The organism is Rathayibacter sp. AY1C2 (assembly GCF_002931195.1).
Lineage (GTDB): Bacteria > Actinomycetota > Actinomycetes > Actinomycetales > Microbacteriaceae > Rathayibacter.
In genome coordinates this window covers 38,333-59,856 of the sequence record NZ_PSWG01000014.1, presented here as the reverse complement: position 1 = coordinate 59,856, position 21,524 = coordinate 38,333, and the positions used below count along the sequence as shown (strand labels likewise).

The window sequence follows — 21,524 nt, the reverse complement described above, 5'->3', positions numbered from 1 at the left end:
CTCCGGGACGACACGCGTCCCGCAGCCGAGAGAGAGTACGACCCGATGAGCGAACGCGCGTCCACCCGGACCACAGCAGCACGGCACGGCCGCCTGCGCCGCCCGAGCGGCGTGCGCTTCGCCGCGCGGGTCCTCGCGGCCTGCGTGGGCGTCGGCGTGCTCAGCGCGGTCTGCATCGTGGCGATCGCCGCCTCGCTGATCGCCGGGAGCGCGCGTCCCTCCGTCGACCTCGGGATCGACTCGGGCGGGGGCGACGTGCCCGGGATCGGGGCGATCGAGGGCGGCGTCAACATCCTGCTCGCCGGCAGCGACAGCGCCGACGGATCGGCCGCCGGGGCCTACGGCGAGCGTGCCGAGAACCTCAACGACGTCACGATGCTCATGCACATCTCGGCCGACCACTCGACCGTGGAGGTCGTCAGCTTCCCCCGCGACCTCTACGTCCCGATCCCCTCCTGCACCGACCCGGCCACCGGCGCCGTCTCGGACGCGGTGGACTCGGCGAAGATCAACACCTCGCTCGAGGCCGGCGGGCTGGCGTGCACCGTGCAGACGGTCGAGCAGCTGACCGGGCTCGAGATCCCCTACGCGGCGCTCATCCAGTTCGAGGGCGTCATCGAGATGTCGAACGCGGTCGGCGGAGTCGACGTCTGCGTCGCCACCCCGATCCAGGACGAGTACACGGGGTTGAACCTCGACGCGGGCACGCACACGCTCGTCGGCGCCGAGGCGCTGGCGTTCCTCCGCACCCGGCACGGCGTCGGCGACGGCAGCGACCTCACCCGCATCTCGAGCCAGCAGGTGTACCTCTCATCGCTGGTGCGCAAGGTGAAGAGCGCGTCGACGCTCTCGAACCCGGTGAACCTCTACGGCCTCGCGAAGGCGGCCGTCTCGAACATGCAGCTCTCCACCTCGCTCGAGAACGTGAACACCCTCGTGTCGATCGGCCTCGCGGTGAAGGACGTCGACCTCGCGAACGTGGTCTTCGTGCAGTACCCGACCTTCATCGACGGCAACGGCGTGTACCCCAGCGAGGACGCGGCGGCGGCGCTGAACGCGGCGCTCCTCGCCGACCAGCCGATCGCGCTGAGCGGCACCACCGGCGGCGGCTCGCAGTCGACGGGGGAGGAGCCCGGGGCGACCAACGCTCCGGCGGCCACGGAGTCGCCGGCCACCGACGCCCCCGCGACCGACGCCCCCGCGACGAGCGCACCCGACGGGCCGGTCACCCTCCCGAGCGACGTCTCCGGGCAGACCGCACAGCAGGAGACCTGCACGATCGGCCGGCCCCTGTCGGACCAGTAGGCGGCTTCTCGCCTTCCCGCGGAGGGGCGGGCGCCCGTGTCGCGAGGCCCTCGCGGGTGCGGTTATGATGGTCGTCGTGCGTCCGCCAGCGGGCGCTCGGGAGTCGTCGCATAGTCCGGTCGAGTGCACCACCCTGCTAAGGTGGAGAACCCTTTATTGGGTTCCGTGGGTTCAAATCCCACCGACTCCGCATCGTCCGAAGGCCCCGCTCAGGCGGGGCCTTCGTCGTTCCCGGCGGTGACTGCGCCTGCCGCAGTTCCGGCGTCTCCCGGCGGTGCCGGTGTCGCCGCAGTGCCGGGGTCTCGCGGTGCCGGAGCCTTCCGGCCGGTGCTCCGCCGCTCGCGCGCGGCGTCGGCGGCCGATGCGACCCGGCGCCTCAGCCGGCCGGGATCCGCCGCCGATCCGCCGGGCGGGTGCGCTCCCGGAGCGGCTACCCTGATCGGATGCCCAGCCCGATCCTCGACGCCCTGTCCGCCCCTCCCGCGCGGAGGGACGTCGCCTCGATCCGGGGTGCTCTCGCCGAGGTCGCGATCGGCGACTCGGTGCGCGTCCTCGTCCGCTCCCCGCGCTACGGCCTTTACGGGATCGAGGGGGTCGTCCGGCAGGCCGTCGGCGGCGAGCTCGTCGTCGCGGACGTCTTCCTCGGCACGGGGACCGAGATCCAGAGCATCGCCCTGGCTCCGGACGCTGACGAGGTCGGCGGGGAGCGCTCGGCCGAGGGACTCGAGCACGGGGATCCGGTGCGCGTGGCGTTCTCGACTCCGGCGCTCGGGTCGTTCACGATCACGGGCCCGCTGACGGCCGGCGGCCGCGACGGGTTCCTCCTCGTCGGCAGCTGGATCGTCGCGGACGGCGGCGAGCCCGGCCGCCACGTCGACCGCATCGAGCGCCTGACGGACGTCGGCGTCCACGAGAAGCACGTCCCCGGGCGCCGCTCCGCGGTCGAGGAGTAGCCCCTCAGCTCTGGCAGTTCGGGCACCAGTAGGTGACCCGCAGCTGCAGCTCGTCGTCGCCGAGCTCGCCGCGCTCGATCGGAGTGCCGCAGCGCCGGCACGGCTTGCGGTCGCGGCCGTAGACCCAGAGCTGCTGGCCCGGGCGCAGGTTGCCGGTCGTCGTGCGCTCGATCCGCTCGCGGTTCACGGTGATGAGCCGCTTCGCGAGCGCGATGGTGCGCACGAGGTCGCCGCTCCCGCCGACCGGGCGCGTGGGCAGCACGCCGCGCAGGAAGCACAGCTCGGCGCGGTAGACGTTGCCGAGTCCGGCCATGATCCGCTGGTCGAGCAGCGCGAGCCCGATCGGCCGCTCCGGATCGGCGGACAGGCGTCGCAGCGCCTCGTCCGCGTCCCAGTCGGCGCCGAGCAGATCGGGGCCGAGATAGCCGACCACGTCCTCCTCGGCCGAGCGCGGGACGATCTCGAGGAGCCCGAGCTCGAAGCCGACCGCCTGCCAGTCCTCGGTCTCGAGGACGATCCGGGCCTGGAACGCCGGCCGGTGCCACTTCGGCCGCTCGCCCTCGCCGCGGGCGTAGAGGTGCCAGCTCCCCTCCATCTTGAGGTGGGAGTGGATCAGCGCGTCGCCGACCCGCATCAGCAGGTGCTTGCCGCGGGGGACGACCTCGTCGATCGTCTCGCCGGTGAGGTCGACCGTCGCGTACTTCGGCACGCGGACGTCGCACCGGGTCAGGACCTCGCCGTCCAGCGCCTCGGCGAGGTTGTGGGCGGATCGGTAGACGGTGTCACCCTCGGGCACGCGGGCTCCCTCCGGCGCTCACGAGCGCATCCTCAGGCCGCGCGGATTCGCGACGAAGCCGGCGGCGACGAGGGCGTCGCCGAAGGGCGTGCCGAGCGCGAAGACGCCGTCGATCTTCTCGACGGTCAGCTTCTCGACCCCGCGGGAGCGGACGAGCTGCGAGAGGGCGCCGGCCGCGTCGGCGAGGGCCGCCTCGTCGGCGGTGAAGGTGAGGGCGGTCTTGCCGCCGCGCTCGAGGTAGACCGCGAGCGCTCCGTCGACGACGGCGACCAGCGCGCCGGCCTTCCGACCGGGGCGGTGCCCCTCGCCCTGCGGCCACGGCAGAGCGGCGCCGAACGGATTGGCGGGGTCGGTCGCCGCCAGCGCGAGCACCGGTCGTGAGCGCTCCTGCGCCTCGTCCTGCGAGGCGAACGTGCGGAGCCGGTCGACGCTGCCGGCGGTGCCGAACTGCGCTGCTCCCAGCTTCTCGATGAAGTAGCCCCTCCGGGCGCGGCCCTGCTGCTCGAAGCCGCTCAGCACCTTGTAGGCGAGGGCGAAGCCGCCCAGGACGCCCTCGGCCTGCACGGAGCCGCGGGTGACGATCCCGTACCGCTCGAGCAGCGTCTCGCCGAGCGCGTGCCCGCGGATCGTCGCGTCCGACTCCGCGAGCGGCACGATCGACCAGCGGCCGCCGGCGGTCGGCGGCCCCACGCGGGTGGCCATCGTGGGGCGGGCGGTCATCCGGCCCCGGGGCGCGCGGGCGCGGGCGGGGGCGCGCGGCTGGCGGTGGGCGCCGCCGGTCGAGCCGACGAGGGTGCGCAGCGGCGCCAGGGTGTCGTTCGTGACGAGCCCGGCCCAGACCAGCTCCCACAGGGCCTCGACGAGGCCCGCGTCGTCGGTGGAGCCGACCGCGTCGGAGAGCTGGCGGAAGAAGTAGCCGCCGCCCGAGCCGAGCACGCCGACGATCTCCTGCTGGAGCTCGGTCAGGGTCACGGACTCGGCGGCGGGGACGGGGAGGGTCAGCCCTGCCGTGTCGGCGAGATGGAGGCTCACCCAGCCGTCGTTGCCGGGCAGGGTGCCCGCGCCGGCCCAGAGGACCTCGCCGGTCGCGGTGAGCTCGTCGAGCATCGCGGGGGAGTAGTCGCGCACCCGGGCGGGCAGGATCAGCGACTCCCAGGCGGACGCGGGGATGGGCGCGCCGGCCAGCTGGTCGATCACGGAGGCCACGCCGTCGATGCCGCGGAGCGAGCCGCCGACGTGCTGCCAGGCGGGGAGGAAGCGGGCGTACGCGGCCGCGTCCACCGGCTCCACCTCCTTGCGGAGCGCGGCGAGAGAGCGGCTGCGCAGGCGGCGCAGCACCTCGGCATCGCACCACTCGGTCCCGGTGCCTGTGGGGCGGAACTCGCCCTCCGAGACGCGGCGCTCGCCCGCGAGGCGGCGCAGGGTGTCGGTGACGACCGCGACTCCGAGGCCCAGGCGGGTGGCGACGGCGGCGGCGGTGAAGGGGCCGTGGGTGCGCGCGTAGCGGGCGACGAGGTCGCCGAGCGGATCGCGGACCGGGTCGATGAAGGCGACGGGGACGCCGATCGGCAGGGGCACGCCGAGAGCGTCGCGGAGCCGGGAGGCGTCCTCCATCGCGGCGTACCGCTGCTCACCGCCGAGGCCCACGGGCAGGACGCGCTTGGCCTTCACGAGCGCGGCCACGTCGGCCTCGAGCACCGCGCGCTCGATCGCGGGCGCCTTCGCGACGTCCGCCGAGGCGACCGACTCGTCGACCAGGCGCTCCCCGAGCTCGTCGAGCGTCAGCGGGCCGAGCAGCCGGAGCAGGTCGGCGGCGCCCTCGAGCCCGCGGAGGCGGCGCTCGGGCTCGACGCGCTGCAGCTCGCGCTCGATCTGCGCGAGGACGGCCGGGTCGAGCAGCTCGCGCAGCTCCGCCCGGCCGAGCAGCTCGCCGAGGAGCGTCGCGTCGACCGAGAGCGCCGCGGCACGGCGCTCGGCGAGCGGGCTGTCGCCCTCGTACATGAAGGCCGCGACGTAGCCGAAGAGCATGGACCGCGCGAACGGACTGGCGGTCGGCGTCTCGACCTCGAGGATCCGCAGCTCGCGCCCGTCCAGCCGCGCGGCGAGCCGGAGCAGCGCGGGCAGGTCGTAGACGTCCTGGAGGCACTCGCGGACGGTCTCGAGGATGATCGGGAAAGTCGGGTAGGTGCGGGCGACGTCGAGCAGCTGCGCCGCCCGCTGCCGCTGCTGCCAGAGCGGGGAGCGCTTGCCCGGGTTGTACCTCGGGAGCAGGAGCGCCCGCGCCGCGCACTCGCGGAACCGGGCGGCGAAGAGGGCGGAGCCGCCGACCTCGCTCGTGACCAGCTGCTCCAGCTCCTCGCGCTCGAACAGGAACAGCTCGGAGCCCGGCGGCTCCGACTCGGTGTCGGGGATCCGCACGACGATGCCGTCGTCCCCGGCCATCGCCGCTCCGTCGACGCCGTGCCGCTCGCGGACGCGGGCGCCGATGGCGAGCGCCCACGGCGAGTGCACCTGCATCCCGTACGGGGAGTGCAGCACCAGCCGCCAGTCGCCCAGCTCGTCGCGGAAGCGCTCGAGCACGAGGGTGCGGTCGTCCGGGATCTGCCCGGTGGCCAGGCGCTGCTCGTCGAGGAAGGAGAGGAGGTTGTTGGTCGCGTACTCGTCGAGCCCGGCCGCCGTGCAGCGCTCGCGCGCCGTCTCGGGGGCGGCGGCGCCCACCTCGCGGGTGAACGCCCCGATCGCCTCGCCGAGCTCGGCGGGGCGCCCCTGCGAGTCGCCCTTCCAGAACGGGAGGCGCCCGGGCTCGCCGAACGCCGGCGTCACGATCACGCGGTCGTAGGTGATCTCCTGGATGCGCCAGCTGGTGGCTCCGAGCGCGAAGACGTCGCCGACGCGGGACTCGTAGACCATCTCCTCGTCGAGCTCTCCGACGCGGTTGCCGGTCGAGCCCGGCTCGCCGACCATGAACACGCCGAAGAGCCCGCGGTCGGGGATGGTGCCGCCGCTGGTGACGGCGAGGCGCTGGGCGCCGGGCCGGCCGGTGAGCGTGTTCGCGTCGCGGTCCCAGACGAGGCGCGGCCGCAGCTCCGCGAACTGGTCGGAGGGGTAGCGGCCCGAGAGGAGGTCGAGGGTCGCCTCGTAGGCGGAGCGGGGCAGGGACACGAAGGGGGCGCTGCGGCGGACGGTGTCGAACCAGTCGTCCACGTCGAGGCTCTCGAGGGCGGTCGCGGCGACGGTCTGCTGCGCGAGGATGTCGAGCGGGTTCGCGGGGACGGCGATCGCCTCGATCAGGCCCGAGCGCATCCGCTCCGTCGTCACGGCGGAGTGGAGAAGGTCGGCCCGGTGCTTGGGGTAGAAGGACCCGCGCGAGACCTCGCCGACCTGGTGGCCGGCTCGACCCACGCGCTGCAGGGCGCTCGCGACCGAGGGCGGCGTCTCGACCTGGACGACGAGGTCGACCGCGCCCATGTCGATCCCCAGCTCGAGGCTCGAGGTCGCGACCACGCAGCGCAGGCGGCCGGACTTCAGGTCGTCCTCGATGATCGCGCGCTGCTCCTTGCTCACCGAACCGTGGTGGGCGCGGGCGAGCAGCGGCTCCTCGTCGGGCGCGGACTGCCCGCTGCCGCTCGTGCCCCCGGCCGCTCCCATCGCCTCGGCCGGGGAGCGGCGGACGGAGGAGGAGGCCGCCTCGGCGAGCAGGGCCCCGACGGCGACGGGCTCGCCCGCCTCGCGCGCCCGCCCCGCGGCGAGCTCGCGGCGCTCGGCGTAGATCTCGTTGAGCCGGGCGGTCAGCCGCTCGGCGAGACGGCGGGAGTTCGCGAAGACGATGGAGGAGGTGTGCGCGAGGACCCGGTCGACGATCGACTCCTCGACGTGCGGCCAGATCGACCCGCTCTGCGGACCGGTGGCCCCCATCGTCGATCCGTCCTGCGGAGCCGCCGTCCCCAGCTCGGACATGTCCTCGACCGGGACGACGACGCTGAGGTCCCACTGCTTCTCGGACGCCGGAGCCACGATCGCGACCGGGGAGCGGCCGGCGAGGAACCGGGCCACCTCCTCGCGCGGACGCACCGTCGCCGAGAGGCCGATGCGCTGCACCGGCTTCGGGAGCAGGGCGTCGAGCCGCTCGAGGGAGACGGCGAGGTGCGCCCCGCGCTTGGTCGACGCGACCGCGTGGACCTCGTCGACGATGACCGTCTCGACGCCGCGGAGCGACTCGCGCGCCGCCGAGGTGAGCATGAGGTAGAGCGACTCGGGGGTCGTGATCAGGATGTCCGGCGGCGTCTTCTGCAGCACGCGCCGCTCGGCGGCGGGCGTGTCTCCCGACCGCACCCCGACGGTGACCGTGGCCGGCGCGCTGCCGATGCCCTCGGCGCTCAGCCGCAGCGCCGTCTGGGTGACGCCGACGAGCGGCGAGCGGAGGTTGCGCTCGACGTCGACGCCGAGAGCCTTCAGCGGCGAGACGTAGAGCACGCGCGTGCGGTGCTGCGGATCCTCCGGCGGCGGGCCCTGCACGAGCCGGTCGATCGCCCAGAGGAAGGCCGAGAGCGTCTTGCCGGAGCCGGTGGGAGCGACCACGAGGGCGTGCGCTCCACTCGAGATGGCCGACCAGGCGCCCTCCTGGGCGGCGGTCGGCGCCGGGAACGCGCCCTCGAACCACGCGCGCGTGGCGGGGGAGAAGCGCTCGAGGACGTCCGGCATGCATCCATCCTCCCTGCCACCTCCGACATTGCCGGGGCCGCGGCCCGGGGGCGAGCCCTTGACGCGGAGGAGCCCGCCCGTCAGGCGAAGCCGAGACGCACGAACGTGCCGATGTCAGCGAGCTCGGCCTGCCCGACTCCGTGGGCGACGCCCTCGTAGACCCGGGCGTCGAGCGCCGTGTGCTCCGGGAACCAGGCCACGGCGTCCCGCACGAGCTCCTCCGGGATCACCGTGTCGAGCGTCCCGCGGCCCCAGAACACCGGAGGACGCTCGCGGGCGAGCCGCTCGTCCGCGTCGTCGCCCTCGGCGAGCGGGACCACGAACCCGGACAGAGCGACCGCGAAGGCGAAGCGGCCCGGCGCGCGCCGAAGCAGCTGCACCGCCAGCGCGGCGCCCTGGGAGAAGCCCAGCAGCCCCACCGGACCCGGGTGCTCCAAAGCGTCGAGCCACTCGATCACACCCGCCGCCGCCGCCTCGACGGCCTCGGGATCGGCCCGCGGCTCGTCAGGCACCAGCGGCACCCGGAGGGGCCACCACGCGTTCGCCCCGCCGCCCAGGGCGAGAGGCGCCCGGAGGGACGCGAGGACCGGCTCCAGCGGCAGGTAGGCGCCGAGCGAGAACAGGTCCCCCTCGTGCGAGCCGTAGCCGTGCAGCAGCACCAGGAGGGGCCTGCCGACGCGGTCGCGCTCGGAGGAGGACCACAGCACCGCGTTCGCGTCGATTCCCATCGCACCATCATCCCCCTGAGTGCGGGATCGCCGCCGCCGGTCGGAACACCAGCCGCGAAGGGTGAGAATGGCTGCATGAGCGTGCGCACCCCTGACCCGAACTCCGGGTGGCTGTCCGACGACGAACTCGCCGAGATCCGCCGGCGGCTCCCGCTGCTGTACGTGGAGGCCGTGCCCGTCCGGGTCGACGGGCTCGGGCAGGTCACCGAGGTCGGCGTGCTCCTGCGCGCGACCCCCTCCGGCCAGATCACCCGCACGATCGTCTCGGGTCGCGTGATGTACGGCGAGACGCTGCGCGACGCGCTGTTCCGCCACCTCGAGAAGGATCTCGGTCCCATGGCCTTCCCCCTCCTCCCGGCGAGCCCGCTCCCCTTCCACGTCGCCGAGTACTTCCCGATGCCCGGCATGGGACCGTTCACCGACGACCGCCAGCACGCGGTCTCCCTCGCCTACGTCGTCCCCGTCACCGGCACCTGCGACCCCCGCCAGGACGCCCTCGAGCTCACCTGGATGACCCCCGACGAGGCCTGCTCCGACGCGATCTCCGCCGAGATGGAGGGCGGGCGGGGCGCGCTGATCCGCGCCGCGCTCGCTTCCGTCGGCCGCCTGTCCTAGCGGCGCGGATCGGCCGCGGCGCTCCCTTCTGCGCGCCGATAGCGGCGCGCCGCGGTCGGCTCGCAAGCATGGCGGGCCGGCTGGAGCGTCGGGCGTCCGCCTGGACCGATCCGCCGGCACGCGACTCGGCCGTTCGGCTCGTGGATCCGGCGTCCACGGGACCTCTGTGACCGGGCGAGGAGAGGCGGCGCCCCTGCCCGACGACGGCGCAGCAGGGGATCGCCTGATCAGGACGCGGTGAGGACTTCCGGAGCTCCCTGCGCGGGACTCCGCTCGAAGAGGTGAAGCGTGAACGACGAAGGGCCGGGGCCCGCGACCAGTAGTCGCGGGCCCCGGCCCTTCGTGATGTCGGCGCCCTGATCAGGACGAGCGCTGAGGTGCGATCACCGAACGCTCAGCCCCGGTCGCGACACGCTCTGCGCGTCGCGACCGTGCTTGAAGCCGACCGCGGTGCGCCGTTCCGCGGCTCCCTGCGAGGCGAACGGTCGATCCGCGTGCGAGCGGATCGGCCTAGCCGGTCGCGACACGCTCTGCGCGTCGCGACCATGCTTGAAGCCGACCGCGGTGCGCCGCTACGCGGCTGCCCGCGAGGCGAACGGTCGATCCGCGTGTGAGCGGATCGGCCTAGCCGGTCGCGACACGCTCTGCGCGTCGCAACCGTGCTTGAAGCCGACCGCGGTGCGCCGCTCCGCGGCGCACAATCGGACTCAGCCCTGCGCGCGGCGGCCGCCGCGGCGGGCGCCGCCGCCGGCGGACTCGCGGGCGGGAGCGGCCGAGGCCGCTCCGCCGGTCGCGGTGCTGTAGAACGAGCGCGATCCGCCCGAGGTCGAGAGGGCACCGGCGGCCGAGCGGCTGCGGCCTCCGCGGGCGCCGCCGCGGGCGGGTCCCTCGGCGGCGGTGCGGTCGCGGCGGGGGCGGTCGCCTCCGCCGGTCGCGGCACCCGTCGAGCGTCCGCCGCGGGGTGCGGCGGTGCCCTCGGTGCGGGCCGCGCGCTTGCGCTGCGCGTTGGCGCCCTGCGAGCGTCCGCCCTGCGACTGGCCGCGGACGGGCTCGACGACGGCGCTGGGGGTGACGTACGGAGCGACGTCGCCGACGAGCTTCGCGACGGCGGCCGAGTCGGCCGTCACCTGCTGGGGCGCGACCTGGATCGCGGCCTTGCGGAGGAGGGTCTTCACGTCGCTGCGCTGCGTGGGCAGGACGACGGTGACGACGTCTCCCTCGCTGCCGGCGCGGGCGGTGCGGCCCGAGCGGTGCAGGTACGCCTTGTGCTCCATCGGCGGGTCGACGTGGATGACGAGCTCGACGTCGTCGACGTGCACACCGCGGGCGGCGACGTCGGTGGCGACGAGGACCTTGACGGTGCCGGCGCCGAACGCGGCGAGGTTCCGGTCGCGGGCGACCTGCGAGAGGTTGCCGTGCAGGTCGACCGCGGGGATGCCCTGGCCGGTGAGCTGCTTGGCGAGCTTCTTCGCGTGGTGCTTGGTGCGCATGAAGAGGATGCGGCGGCCGGTGCCGGACGCGAGCGTCTTCACGAGAGCGTTCTTGGCGTCGAGGCCGTCGACCTCGAATACGTGGTGGGTCATCAGCGCGACCGGCGAGTTGGCCTCGTCGACCGAGTGGAGCACCTCGTTCTGGAGGTACTTCTTGACCAGCTTGTCCACGCCGTTGTCGAGCGTCGCGGAGAACAGCAGGCGCTGCCCGCCGCGGGGGGTCTTGTCGAGGATGCGCGTGACGACCGGCAGGAAGCCGAGGTCGGCCATGTGGTCGGCCTCGTCGAGCACGGTGATCTCGACGGCGTCGAGGTTCACGAAGCCCTGCTTCATCAGGTCCTCGAGGCGGCCCGGGCAGGCCACGACGATGTCGACGCCCTGCTTGAGCGCGGCGACCTGGCGCTGCTGCGAGACGCCTCCGAAGATCGTGGTGGTGACGATGCCGTACGCGTCGGCGAGGGGCTGCATCGCGGCGGTGATCTGCGTGGCGAGCTCGCGGGTCGGCGCGAGGACGAGTCCGAGCGGGCGGCCGGGGCGGCGGCGTCCGCCGGCGAGCGAGCCGCCGAGTCGGGCGATCATCGGGATGGAGAAGGCGAGGGTCTTGCCGGAGCCGGTCTTGCCGCGGCCGAGGACGTCGCGTCCGCCGAGGGTGTCGGGCAGCGTGTCGACCTGGATCGGGAAGGGCTCGGTGATGCCGCTCGCGGTGAGCGCGGCCACGAGGGGGGCCGGCACGCCGAGGGCGCTGAAGGAGAGGGGGGTGTTCGACATGGAGTGGTGCCTTTCGGGGGCATCATGCCGATCGAGGACGCGCGGGCGGTGGCCGGGGCGCGGGTGATCGGCGTTCGGGCGAAGGTGACGGTGGTCACATCCGTTCGCCGTACGATTCGGTGCGCGCGGCCGGGGGCCTCATGCACGTGCGCCAGATGGTCGGGACGGATCCTCGACGGTCAGAGTCCTAGGGGACAAGGGGCGTTCTACGACGCGGGGGAGCGCAGTCGCTGCGCTCGCACCATCCCACTCTAGTGGATGCCGATCCATCCGCGCATCGCGGCCTGCACGCGGGAGCCGTCGCGGTCGCTCAGCTTGGTCCCGACGAAGTCGCCCGCCCAGTCCGAGGTCTGCACGCGGAAGGCCGGCTCCGGGTCGCGCAGGGTCTTCAGGATGACGGCGGCGACGTCGGACGGGTCCTGCGCGTGGGTCGAGGAGAAGGACGACGCGGCGCGGTCGAGGTAGGCGCCGAGCGCCGGCGAGTAGGGGCCGGCCTGCGCGAGCATCGCCGCCGCGTCGATGCCGACGTTCTCGACGAAGCTGCTGCGGACCGCTCCCGGCTCGATCAGCGACACGTGGACGCCGACGGAGGCGGCGACCGGGGCGAGCGCCTCGAAGAACCCCTCGACCGCGAACTTCGCCGCGCAGTAGTCCTCGTTGAACGGCTGCCCGATCGCGCCGCCGACGCTCGAGACGGTGACGATGCGACCGCGGGACGAGCGCAGCATCGGCATCGCGGCGCGGGTGACCGCGACGGTGCCGAAGAAGTTGACCTCCATCACGCGGCGCAGCTCCTCCGGATCCTCCAGCTCGAGGGTGCCGAGGTGGCCGGCTCCGGCGTTGTTCACGAGGGCGTCGAGACCGCCGAGCTCCTCCTCCACGGCGCGGAGGCAGCCGGCGACGGAGTCCGCGTCGGTCACGTCGAGCGCCCGCAGGTCGAGCTCGACGCGGGCCTCGGCGGCGGCGGCGCGCAGGCCCTCCGCCCGCTCCGGATCCCGCACGGTGGCGACCACCCGCCAGCCCGCGCGCGCGGCCTCGATCGCGGTGGCGCGGCCGATGCCGGTGGAGGTTCCGGTGACGAGGAGGACGGGACGGGGCATGCGGCTTTCCTGCTTTCCGGCCCACGACGGCGCCGCCCGGAGGCTATCGGCCGCCCCTCCGAGAACGTCCAGGGTCGGTGTCAGCCCCGGTAGCGCTCGCCGACCGGCACCTCGACCGGCAGCCGGTTGCCCGCCTGGGCGAGCGGGCAGGCCCAGGCCGGGTCGTAGGCGCAGGAGGGGTTGTAGGCGAAGTTGAAGTCGAGGACCAGCGTCCCCGGGGCGGAGCCCGGACCGAGGTCGGCGCCCTTCACGGTGTCCAGGAGGTAGCGGCCACCGCCGTAGGTGCCGCCGGGTGTCCCCGCGAGGGCGTCCTTGACCGGCAGGAACAGGCCTCCGCCGTAGGACGCGAGGCGCCAGACGTCGAGGCTGCCGGCGTCCGGCACCTCGACCGTGCCGATCAGCTCGAAGGGGACGGTGCCGTCGGTGCCGGTCTCCACGTCCATCCGCCGCGCCTCCTCGGCGGGGGCCACCTCGAGCTCGAAGCGCCAGGCCGCGTCGTAGGGCGCGATCGGCAGCGAGCGGAAGTGCGCACGGTCGGCCGGGAGGAGGGGGGTGGAGGGGTGCTGCGCGAAGAGCGCGTTGCGCCCGCGGATCCAGGACGCGTGCGCGGCGAGCAGGTCCACGTTCGAGAGCCGGCGCACCTCCGCGTAGAGGGCCTGGACGTGGCGGCGCCAGTCCGACACCTCGACCGCGTTCGTGAGGCGGCGGCGGGGCGAGACGCCGTCGTCGTCCTGCTCCTCCTCGTCGGCGGAGGGCCACTGGAGGCGCAGGAGCTCCGAGCGCGACAGCTCGGTCTCCTCCTCGGCGACACCGTCGGGGCTCATGCGGCGGACTCCCCGCGCGGGCGGGTGTCGGCACCGACATCGTGGCGCCAGGACGGGGCGAGGGAGCGGATGCGGATGCCGCGCCACTGCCAGAACGCCCACATCGACGGCCAGAGCGCGGCCGAGGCGAGGCCCGCCGAGAACTCGAGGCGGTCGCGGAAGAGCGTGCGCCCGTCGGGGAGCGGGGCGACGGCCATGCGGTGGTCCCACGCGGTGATCAGTCGGAGGGAGCCGGTGAGGGGCCCGCCGCTGTCGCGCAGGATCCGCACGTCGGGCATCGAGGGGACGCGGCGGTAGGAGAGGTCGATCTCCTGCGCGCCCATCGGCACGATCCCGAGGGCGTCCATCGCGACCTCGTGGGAGCCGAGCCCCCAGGTCGGGCGGAAGCCGCCCTCGTCCAGCGACGCGGCGGTCAGGAGCGGGGACATCACCTCCCGGAACACGGCCGGACTCTGCAGGGCGCGCCAGGCGGAGTCGGCGTCGGTGTCGAGCACGTGCTTGAGCATCACCTTCACGAGGGACATCCTCCTCCGCCCGCCCCTGCGCGGGAACCGGGTGCGCGCGGAGCCCCGGACGTGTATGCGCCTCCGGTGCTCGCTACCGTGTCAGGGTGACCGCTCCCGCCGCCTCCGTCGACCAGTCGACCTACCAGATCCGCTTCGAGTGGGGGGCCCGCGCCCTCCGCGTGCTCGCCCCCGCCCACGTCACGGTGCTCGTCGACGCTCTGCCCGGAGGCGAGAGCCCCGACCTCGGGGGAGTGGAGGGCCGCGTCGTCCGCGCGGGCCTGGCCGACCGCTCGGCCGTCGCCCGCTGGATCCTGGAGCGCCAGCACGAGAACGGCGGGCGGACCAGCGTCAACGTGATCGCACTCGGCGACGTCGACGACAGCGGAGCGGCGCGGTTCGCGATGGAGGACCAGCTGGCGGCCGGCGCCGTCGTCGACGCGCTCATCGGGCTGGGCATCGACCACGTCTCGCCCGAGGCCGCGGTGGCCTGCGCGTCCTACGAGGGCCTGCGCCGGGCGTGCGCGCATCTGCTCACCGCGTCCGAGTCCGGCCGCCTGCTCGCCGCCGAGGGGCGGGCGGACGAGGTCCGGGCCGCTGCCCGGGTCGACACCGTCGACGAGGTGGCGGTCCTCCGCTGACCCGCCGCTCCGGCGGGCGCGGCCTCCGAGCGGTGCAGGGCGTCCGCGGAGCGCACAAGCCCCTGCGGATCCGAGCCGCCGCCTCGACCACTCGCCCGCCCCCGGCGTAGCGTTCGGCGGAGGCGGTCCCTCCGCCCCCGCCCCGACCGAAAGCTGGCCCGCATGAAAGCCGTCCTCAACGACGTCGTCCTCGCCGACGCCCCCGACTCCGACCTGATCTCGATCGAGGGCAACTGGTACTTCCCGCCGTCGAGCATCGCCGAGGGCGTGCTCGTCGAGAGCCCCACGCCCTACACCTGCCCGTGGAAGGGCGAGTGCCAGTACTTCTCGGTGCAGACCGGCGACGGCCTGCAGAAGGACAAGGCCTGGTCGTACCCGCACCCTTACCCGACGGCGTTCGACCGCGTCGGCAAGGACTTCTCGGGCTACGTCGCCTTCGACCGCTCGGTCCGCGTCTCCGACTGACCCGTCCCGCCGCGGTGCCGCTCCCGGTGCCGCGGCGGTGCGTCAGCCGCGCGGTGCGTCAGCCGCGCGGTGCGTCAGCCGCGCGGGGCGGCGGCGCGCGCCCGGTACGCCCGGACCTTCGACCGGTTCCCGCAGCGCTGCATCGAGCACCAGCGGCGCGAGCCGGCGCGGGACGTGTCGAGGTAGAGCATCCGGCACTCCGGATCCGCGCAGCGCCTCAGCCGTCCGGCCACGGCCGGGCCCAGCAGCCCCACGGCCTCCCGGGCGATGGACGCGAGCGCCTGCCTGCCCGCCGCATGGAGCCGTCCTGCCTGCCGCGACCCTCCGCCCAGCACCGGTGGGATGTCGGGCATCGCCGCGACCAGGTTGACCACGTCGACGTCGCGCGGGTCGAGCGCGGTGCCGGCCTCGGCCGCGACGGCCAGCCGGGCGATCGCGCCTCGGAGCATCAGCGCGTCGTCGAGGCGCGCGTCCCGGCTCTCGGGGCCGACCGCCTCGAAGCGCTCGGCGAGCCAGGCGGCCAGGGCGGCATCGGAGTCGAGGTGCTCGGCCGCTCCCGGAGGCAGTGCTCCGGTCGTGGCGAAGTCGAGCGCGAGGCTTCCGGAGTCGAACCACCAGCGCCGGCCGTCGGCCTCGGGGAGCCACTGCCCGGTGACCGGCGTGCGGCCGCCGTGAGAGGCCTCGTCCGGGGTCACGGCGCCGGGACCGGTCGGCGCCGCCACTGGATCGCGTTCGCGGGCTCGAACCGGCGCGCGCAGCGGCCGCAGGCCAGGGGCCGGGTGGGCCGGCGATGGCGGTAGAAGAGGTGTCCGCCCGGGCAGGTGCCGACCCACGGCGCGAGCTCGTCCGCGGTCGGGTTGCTGTGGGTGCGCGATCCCGTGTAGCCGAGCCGTGCCGCGATCCGCCGCCACGGCGGTCCGTGCCCGGCGTCGGGCCCGGCGAGCGCGTGCGCGACCTCGTGCAGGAGGGTCTGCCGGACCTCCTCGTCGCTCCAGCGGGCGGCGAGGTGGCGCGAGACCGTGATCCGGCGGCGCGTCCAGTGGCAGGCGCCGCCGCGGGTGCGCGCGTGGTCGAGCGCGAAGGACCAGGAGGGGTCGAGGTGCTCCTCGATCAGCGCGTCGGCCCAGCGGGCCACGTCCTCGAGATCGGCCACCGGTGGCGCTTCCTAGGACTCGTCGCCGTCGGCGCGGCGGCGGCCGCGGGCGGTGCCGTCGGTGCGGGCTTCGCGGTCGGTCCCGTCCTGGAACTCGGAGGCGGCGGCGTAGCCCAGGCGTGCGACCTCGAGCTCCTCCTCGGGGACCCCGACGCGCTCGCCGAGGGCGGTCGCGGCGTCGAAGTCGCGCATCGCCCGGCCGTACTCGCCCAGCTCGAAGAAGGTGAGGCCGCGGTGCTTGAGCGCGAAGGAGTGCTCGAGGTGCCACTCGTGCGTGCGCGCCTCCTCGACGCAGAGCGCGAGCTCCGAGAGGGCCTCGTCGGTGCGGCCCCGCAGCTGCATGAGGCGGGCGCGGCGGACGCGGGCGGTGAGCAGCTCGGCGCGGTCGCCGGAGAAGCGGGTGCGGCGGACGGCCTCGTTCGCGAGGTCCCACGCCTCGTCGACGCGCCCGAGCAGGCGCAGCAGCTCCGCCTTCTCGGTGAGCGCGGCGAGGCTGCGTAGCGCGCCGATCTCCTCCAGGCGCTCCTGGGCGGCGTCGACGTCGATCTCCTCGTGGAGGGTCGCGGGGTCGTGGCGGATGATGATGCTCAGGGCGATGCTTCCTCGTGGAGTGCGGATCCGGATCGTCGCGCGCGGCGGACGAGAGGACGGTCGGGGTCGCTGACCCCGGCGTCGAGTGTACCGGCGGGTCCCCGGACGGCGCCCCGACGCGCGGCCCGGGTCAGCCCCGTCGCACCTGGAAGATGCTCCGCGCCGGCAGCGGCGACGGGGTGGCGGTCTCGTCCGTGACGACGAGGGCGCCGGCGATGAAGTTCTCGAGCTCCCGCCCCTGCACCAGCTTGGAGGGCGCGGGGTCGGAGGCGAGGCGCCGCGGCAGGCCGTCGAGCGGCAGCGGATCGGCCGAGGCGAGCATCACCACGTTCCCGAAGCGCTTGGCCTTGAGCATCTGGGTGTCGGTCATGATCGCGGTGTGCGCGAAGACGGAGGCGAGCGTCGCGGCCTGGGCGCGGGCGAAGGCGAGCGCGCCGCCGTCGGCCACGTTCACCGCGACCAGGCCGCCGGGGGCGAGCAGCGGCGCGATCGCCCCGTAGAACTCGGCGCTGGTCACGTGCGCGGGAGTGCGCGCGCCCGAGAAGATGTCGACGACGACCACGTCGACGGTGCCGCGCAGCCCGGGCGGCAGCTTGCCGAGCACCTCGCGGGCGTCGCCCTGGCGGATGCGGATCTGCGCCCCGCGGGGGAGCGGGAGCGCCTCGCGCACCAGCTCGACCAGAGCGCCCTCGATCTCGACGACCTGCTGGCGCGAGCCCGGCCGGGTCGCGGCGACGTAGCGGGGGAGGGTCAGCGCTCCGGCGCCCAGGTGGAGCGCCGTGACCCTCTCGCCCTCGGGGGCGACGAGGTCGATCGCGTGGCCGATCCGGCGGACGTACTCGAACGAGAGGTGCGTCGGATCCGCGAGGTCGACGTGCGACTGCGGAGTGCCGTCGACGACCAGGGTCGCCGCCTCGGGCGAGTGGCGGTCGGGCTCGATCCGCGCGGTGTACCCGCTTGCGAGCACGGCGCGGGGGTGCTCGGAGTCGTCTCCGCGTCGGCGGCCGGTGCGTTCCTGCATCCGACCAGTCTGCCGCGGCGGCGGGACGGCGGGGCTCCGCGCCCGGCCCGGTCGGATCGATCCGGGAGGCCGTGGCCTCGTATACCGGACCCCGCGGGGCGGCGCAAGCATCCGCACTTGCGCGGCGTGGCGCGATGCGGCTATATTCGTACTTTGCGCTCCCGAGTACCCATGCCCTCATATCGCGGTCGGCAGGTCACCGGAACCCGGCATCAGATGGTGGATGCCGTTGCCACACTCTAGCCCCGCCCCCAAGACCGAGTCGCCTCGGTCCGCACGGCGTGCGGGCAGGGGTGGCGGCCCGTCCGGCGGGAGCCCACTCCACACATCCCACAGATTGAGACCCGCGAGGGTCTACGGAGGTTCCTTCCTTGGCTGCTGCGTCCACCGCGACCACCACCTCACCCAAGAACGGACGCGGAGCTTCGCGTCTCTCGTTCGCCAAGATCAGCGACACCCTGACCGTTCCGGATCTGCTCGCGCTGCAGACCGAGAGCTTCGACTGGCTCGTCGGCTCGGAGGCGTGGAAGACCCGCGTCGCCGAGGCGAAGGCCGCCGGCCGGGAGGACCTCCCCGCCAACTCCGGCCTCGACGAGATCTTCGAGGAGATCTCCCCGATCGAGGACCTCAGCGAGACGATGCAGCTGAGCTTCACGAACCCGTACCTCGAGCCCGAGAAGTACACGATCGAGGAGTGCAAGGAGCGCGGCAAGACCTACGCCGCTCCGCTGTACGTCGAGGCCGAGTTCATGAACCACCTCACGGGTGAGATCAAGACCCAGACGGTCTTCATGGGCGACTTCCCGCTGATGACCGAGAAGGGCACGTTCATCATCAACGGCACCGAGCGTGTCGTCGTGTCCCAGCTCGTGCGCAGCCCCGGCGTCTACTTCGAGCGCCAGCAGGAGAAGACGTCCGACAAGGACATCTACTCCGCCCGCGTCATCCCGAGCCGCGGCGCCTGGCTCGAGTTCGAGATCGACAAGCGCGACCAGGTCGGCGTGCGCATCGACCGCAAGCGCAAGCAGTCGGTCACCGTGTTCCTCAAGGCCCTCGGCCTGACGAGCGAGGAGATCCTCGAGCAGTTCGCCGGCTACGAGTCGATCGAGCTGACCCTCGAGAAGGACAACATCCTCACCAAGGAGGACGCCCTCCGCGACATCTACCGCAAGCTCCGTCCGGGCGAGCAGGTCGCCGCCGAGGCCGCCCGCGCGCTGCTGGACAACTTCTACTTCAACTCCAAGCGCTACGACCTCGCGAAGGTCGGCCGCTACAAGATCAACCGCAAGCTCGGCATCGACAAGGCGCTGTCCGACTCGGTGCTCACGGTCGAGGACATCATCGCGACCATCAAGTACCTGGTCGCCCTGCACGACGGCCGCACCGCCCTCCCCGGCGTGCGCGACGGCGAGCCGGTCGAGCTGCGTCTCGACGTCGACGACATCGACCACTTCGGCAACCGCCGCATCCGCGCGGTCGGCGAGCTGATCCAGAACCAGGTCCGCACCGGACTGTCCCGCATGGAGCGCGTCGTCCGCGAGCGCATGACCACGCAGGACATCGAGGCGATCACCCCGCAGACCCTGATCAACGTGCGCCCCGTCGTCGCCGCGATCAAGGAGTTCTTCGGGACCAGCCAGCTGTCGCAGTTCATGGACCAGAACAACCCGCTCGCGGGTCTGACCCACAAGCGCCGCCTGTCGGCGCTCGGCCCCGGCGGACTCTCCCGTGAGCGCGCCGGCGTCGAGGTCCGCGACGTCCACCCCTCGCACTACGGCCGCATGTGCCCGATCGAGACCCCGGAAGGCCCGAACATCGGCCTGATCGGATCGCTCGCGTCCTTCGCTCGCATCAACTCGTTCGGCTTCATCGAGACCCCGTACCGCAAGGTCGTCGACGGCACCGTCACCTCGCAGATCGACTACCTCACCGCGTCCGAGGAGGACGAGTACCTGGTCGCCCAGGCGAACGCCCCCCTCACGAAGGACTTCCGCTTCGCGGAGGGCAAGGTCCTGGTCCGCCCCAAGGGCGGAGAGGTCGAGCTCGTCGACGCCGAGCGCGTCCACTACATGGACGTCTCGCCGCGCCAGATGGTCTCGGTCGCGACCTCGCTGATCCCGTTCCTCGAGCACGACGACGCGAACCGCGCGCTCATGGGCGCGAACATGCAGCGTCAGGCCGTCCCGCTGCTGCGCAGCGAGTCGCCCGTCGTCGGAACCGGCATGGAGGGCTTCGCGGCCATCGACGCCGGCGACGTCATCACCGCCGACAAGGCCGGTGTCGTCCAGGAGGTCTCCGCCGACTCCGTCACCGTCCAGCTGGACGAGGGCGGCACGCAGACCTACTTCCTCCGCAAGTTCGACCGCTCCAACCAGGGCACCTCGTACAACAACCGCGTGGTCGTCTCGGCCGGCGAGCGCATCGAGGTCGGCGAGGTCGTCGCCGACGGCCCCGCCACCGAGAACGGCGAGCTCGCGCTGGGCAAGAACCTGCTCGTCGCGTTCATGCCGTGGGAGGGCCACAACTTCGAGGACGCGATCATCCTCAGCCAGAACCTGGTGAAGGACGACGTCCTCTCCTCGATCCACATCGAGGAGTACGAGGTCGACGCCCGCGACACCAAGCTCGGCAAGGAGGAGATCACCCGCGACCTCCCCAACGTCAGCCCGGAGCTCCTGGCCGACCTGGACGAGCGCGGCATCATCCGCATCGGCGCCGAGGTCCGCCCCGGCGACATCCTCGTCGGCAAGGTCACGCCCAAGGGCGAGACCGAGCTCTCGGCCGAGGAGCGCCTGCTCCGCGCGATCTTCAACGAGAAGAGCCGCGAGGTCCGCGACACGTCGCTGAAGGTGCCCCACGGCGAGCAGGGCACGATCATCGGCGTCAAGGTGTTCGACGCGCAGGACGGCGACGACGAGCTCGGCTCGGGCGTCAACCAGCGCGTGGTCGTCTACATCGCCCAGAAGCGCAAGATCACCGAGGGCGACAAGCTCGCCGGCCGCCACGGCAACAAGGGCGTCATCTCGAAGATCCTGCCGGTCGAGGACATGCCGTTCCTCGCCGACGGCACCCCGGTCGACATCGTCCTCAACCCGCTCGGCGTCCCCGGCCGCATGAACTTCGGCCAGGTCCTCGAGATCCACCTCGGGTGGATCGCGAAGCAGGGCTGGAAGGTCGAGGGTCAGCCGGAGTGGGCCGCGCGCCTGCCCGAGCACGCCCGCGAGGCGGCGCCCGGCACCAAGGTCGCGACCCCCGTCTTCGACGGCGCGGCTGAGGAGGAGCTCGCAGGGCTCCTCGACTCCACCACCCCGACGCGCGACGGAGAGCGCCTGATCGGCTCGTCCGGCAAGACGCAGCTGTTCGACGGCCGCTCCGGGGAGCCCTTCCCGGACCCGGTCTCGGTCGGCTACATGTACATCCTGAAGCTGCACCACCTCGTCGACGACAAGATCCACGCGCGCTCGACGGGCCCGTACTCGATGATCACCCAGCAGCCGCTCGGTGGTAAGGCGCAGTTCGGCGGACAGCGCTTCGGCGAGATGGAGGTGTGGGCCCTCGAGGCCTACGGCGCCGCCTACGCCCTCCAGGAGCTCCTCACCATCAAGTCGGACGACATCCTCGGCCGCGTGAAGGTGTACGAGGCCATCGTCAAGGGCGAGAACATCCAGGAGCCCGGCATCCCGGAGTCCTTCAAGGTCCTCATCAAGGAGATGCAGTCCCTGTGCCTGAACGTCGAGGTCCTCTCGGCCGACGGCACCGCGGTCAGCCTGCGCGACACCGATGACGAGGTCTACCGCGCCGCGGAAGAGCTCGGCATCAACATCTCCTCCCGGTTCGAGTCGTCCTCCGTCGACGACATCTGATCCGCGC

General features: G+C 73.4%; 17 protein-coding genes and 1 tRNA gene. 7 read left to right on the top strand and 11 right to left on the bottom strand.

What is annotated here, in order from left to right; all coding sequences use genetic code 11:
• Positions 1–45 precede the first annotated feature (45 nt).
• From C5C55_RS11145 to C5C55_RS11135, 3 genes are all read left to right on the top strand, one after another.
• Positions 46–1,305, top strand: coding sequence for an LCP family protein (locus C5C55_RS11145; protein ID WP_104233938.1), 1,260 nt, complete (start codon positions 46–48; stop codon positions 1,303–1,305).
• 99 nt (positions 1,306–1,404) lie between these two features.
• Positions 1,405–1,495, top strand: a tRNA-Ser gene (locus C5C55_RS11140).
• Between the two features lie 253 nt (positions 1,496–1,748).
• A complete protein-coding gene (locus tag C5C55_RS11135; RefSeq protein ID WP_104233937.1) occupies positions 1,749–2,258 on the top strand; it encodes a hypothetical protein in 510 nt (169 codons plus the stop codon).
• Between the two features lie 4 nt (positions 2,259–2,262).
• Here the strand turns inward: C5C55_RS11135 and C5C55_RS11130 are convergent, their stop codons facing one another.
• From C5C55_RS11130 to C5C55_RS11120, 3 genes are all read right to left on the bottom strand, one after another.
• Positions 2,263–3,054, bottom strand: a complete 792-nt coding sequence (locus C5C55_RS11130; protein ID WP_104233936.1) for a DNA-formamidopyrimidine glycosylase family protein — start codon at positions 3,052–3,054, stop codon at positions 2,263–2,265.
• An 18-nt stretch (positions 3,055–3,072) separates the two neighbouring features.
• Positions 3,073–7,755, bottom strand: a complete 4,683-nt coding sequence (locus tag C5C55_RS11125; protein ID WP_104233935.1) for an ATP-dependent helicase — start codon at positions 7,753–7,755, stop codon at positions 3,073–3,075.
• 80 nt (positions 7,756–7,835) lie between these two features.
• Positions 7,836–8,483, bottom strand: coding sequence for an alpha/beta hydrolase (locus C5C55_RS11120; protein ID WP_104233934.1), 648 nt, complete (start codon positions 8,481–8,483; stop codon positions 7,836–7,838).
• Positions 8,484–8,558: 75 nt separating this feature from the next.
• On the opposite strand from C5C55_RS11120, the gene C5C55_RS11115 reads away from it, so the two are divergent.
• A complete protein-coding gene (locus C5C55_RS11115; protein WP_104225113.1) occupies positions 8,559–9,098 on the top strand; it encodes an NUDIX hydrolase family protein in 540 nt (179 codons plus the stop codon).
• 707 nt (positions 9,099–9,805) lie between these two features.
• Here C5C55_RS11115 and C5C55_RS11110 read toward each other — a convergent pair.
• The 4 genes from C5C55_RS11110 to C5C55_RS11095 all read right to left on the bottom strand — a co-directional run bounded on the left by C5C55_RS11110 (position 9,806) and on the right by C5C55_RS11095 (position 13,804).
• Entirely contained in the window at positions 9,806–11,356 is a 1,551-nt protein-coding gene (locus tag C5C55_RS11110) for a DEAD/DEAH box helicase (protein ID WP_104233933.1), read from the bottom strand.
• Between the two features lie 251 nt (positions 11,357–11,607).
• A complete protein-coding gene (locus tag C5C55_RS11105) occupies positions 11,608–12,456 on the bottom strand; it encodes an SDR family oxidoreductase (RefSeq protein ID WP_104233932.1) in 849 nt (282 codons plus the stop codon).
• An 80-nt stretch (positions 12,457–12,536) separates the two neighbouring features.
• Positions 12,537–13,280: a DUF1684 domain-containing protein gene (locus C5C55_RS11100; protein ID WP_104233931.1), complete on the bottom strand. Its 744-nt coding sequence runs from the start codon at positions 13,278–13,280 to the stop codon at positions 12,537–12,539.
• On the bottom strand, positions 13,277–13,804 hold the full coding sequence (locus C5C55_RS11095; protein ID WP_104238079.1) for a hypothetical protein: 528 nt from the start codon (positions 13,802–13,804) through the stop codon (positions 13,277–13,279). Before C5C55_RS11095 ends, C5C55_RS11100 begins: the two co-directional genes overlap by 4 nt.
• An 86-nt stretch (positions 13,805–13,890) precedes the next feature.
• On the opposite strand from C5C55_RS11095, the gene C5C55_RS11090 reads away from it, so the two are divergent.
• Together C5C55_RS11090 and C5C55_RS11085 are read left to right on the top strand one after the other, a co-directional pair.
• Complete coding sequence (locus C5C55_RS11090) at positions 13,891–14,424, top strand: 2-phosphosulfolactate phosphatase (RefSeq protein ID WP_104233930.1); 534 nt, start codon at positions 13,891–13,893, stop codon at positions 14,422–14,424.
• Positions 14,425–14,586: 162 nt separating this feature from the next.
• Complete coding sequence (locus C5C55_RS11085; RefSeq protein WP_104224584.1) at positions 14,587–14,889, top strand: DUF427 domain-containing protein; 303 nt, start codon at positions 14,587–14,589, stop codon at positions 14,887–14,889.
• Between the two features lie 74 nt (positions 14,890–14,963).
• Here C5C55_RS11085 and C5C55_RS11080 read toward each other — a convergent pair whose 3' ends face one another.
• The 4 genes from C5C55_RS11080 to C5C55_RS11065 form a co-directional block, all read right to left on the bottom strand.
• On the bottom strand, positions 14,964–15,584 hold the full coding sequence (locus C5C55_RS11080) for a CGNR zinc finger domain-containing protein (protein WP_104233951.1): 621 nt from the start codon (positions 15,582–15,584) through the stop codon (positions 14,964–14,966).
• Positions 15,581–16,042 (bottom strand): SprT-like domain-containing protein, encoded by a 462-nt coding sequence (locus C5C55_RS11075; RefSeq protein ID WP_104233929.1) that lies wholly within the window; start codon positions 16,040–16,042, stop codon positions 15,581–15,583. Before C5C55_RS11075 ends, C5C55_RS11080 begins: the two co-directional genes overlap by 4 nt.
• Before the next feature lie 12 nt (positions 16,043–16,054).
• Positions 16,055–16,384, bottom strand: a complete 330-nt coding sequence (locus C5C55_RS16625; RefSeq protein WP_181027192.1) for a hypothetical protein — start codon at positions 16,382–16,384, stop codon at positions 16,055–16,057.
• Between the two features lie 379 nt (positions 16,385–16,763).
• Positions 16,764–17,654 (bottom strand): spermidine synthase, encoded by an 891-nt coding sequence (locus C5C55_RS11065; RefSeq protein WP_104233928.1) that lies wholly within the window; start codon positions 17,652–17,654, stop codon positions 16,764–16,766.
• Positions 17,655–18,025: 371 nt separating this feature from the next.
• On the opposite strand from C5C55_RS11065, the gene rpoB reads away from it, so the two are divergent.
• Positions 18,026–21,517: a DNA-directed RNA polymerase subunit beta gene (gene rpoB, locus C5C55_RS11060; RefSeq protein WP_104224581.1), complete on the top strand. Its 3,492-nt coding sequence runs from the start codon at positions 18,026–18,028 to the stop codon at positions 21,515–21,517.
• Positions 21,518–21,524 lie beyond the last annotated feature (7 nt).

Coding starts and splice junctions, on each gene's coding strand:
- C5C55_RS16625 (WP_181027192.1), bottom strand. CDS start 16,384: ATGCAGCTGCGGGGCCGCACCGACGAGGCCCTCTCGGAGCTCGCGCTC.
- C5C55_RS11085 (WP_104224584.1), top strand. CDS start 14,587: ATGAAAGCCGTCCTCAACGACGTCGTCCTCGCCGACGCCCCCGACTCC.
- C5C55_RS11065 (WP_104233928.1), bottom strand. CDS start 17,654: ATGCAGGAACGCACCGGCCGCCGACGCGGAGACGACTCCGAGCACCCC.
- C5C55_RS11100 (WP_104233931.1), bottom strand. CDS start 13,280: ATGAGCCCCGACGGTGTCGCCGAGGAGGAGACCGAGCTGTCGCGCTCG.
- C5C55_RS11095 (WP_104238079.1), bottom strand. CDS start 13,804: ATGTCCCTCGTGAAGGTGATGCTCAAGCACGTGCTCGACACCGACGCC.
- C5C55_RS11110 (WP_104233933.1), bottom strand. CDS start 11,356: ATGTCGAACACCCCCCTCTCCTTCAGCGCCCTCGGCGTGCCGGCCCCC.
- C5C55_RS11135 (WP_104233937.1), top strand. CDS start 1,749: ATGCCCAGCCCGATCCTCGACGCCCTGTCCGCCCCTCCCGCGCGGAGG.
- C5C55_RS11115 (WP_104225113.1), top strand. CDS start 8,559: ATGAGCGTGCGCACCCCTGACCCGAACTCCGGGTGGCTGTCCGACGAC.
- C5C55_RS11145 (WP_104233938.1), top strand. CDS start 46: ATGAGCGAACGCGCGTCCACCCGGACCACAGCAGCACGGCACGGCCGC.
- C5C55_RS11120 (WP_104233934.1), bottom strand. CDS start 8,483: ATGGGAATCGACGCGAACGCGGTGCTGTGGTCCTCCTCCGAGCGCGAC.
- C5C55_RS11105 (WP_104233932.1), bottom strand. CDS start 12,456: ATGCCCCGTCCCGTCCTCCTCGTCACCGGAACCTCCACCGGCATCGGC.
- C5C55_RS11125 (WP_104233935.1), bottom strand. CDS start 7,755: ATGCCGGACGTCCTCGAGCGCTTCTCCCCCGCCACGCGCGCGTGGTTC.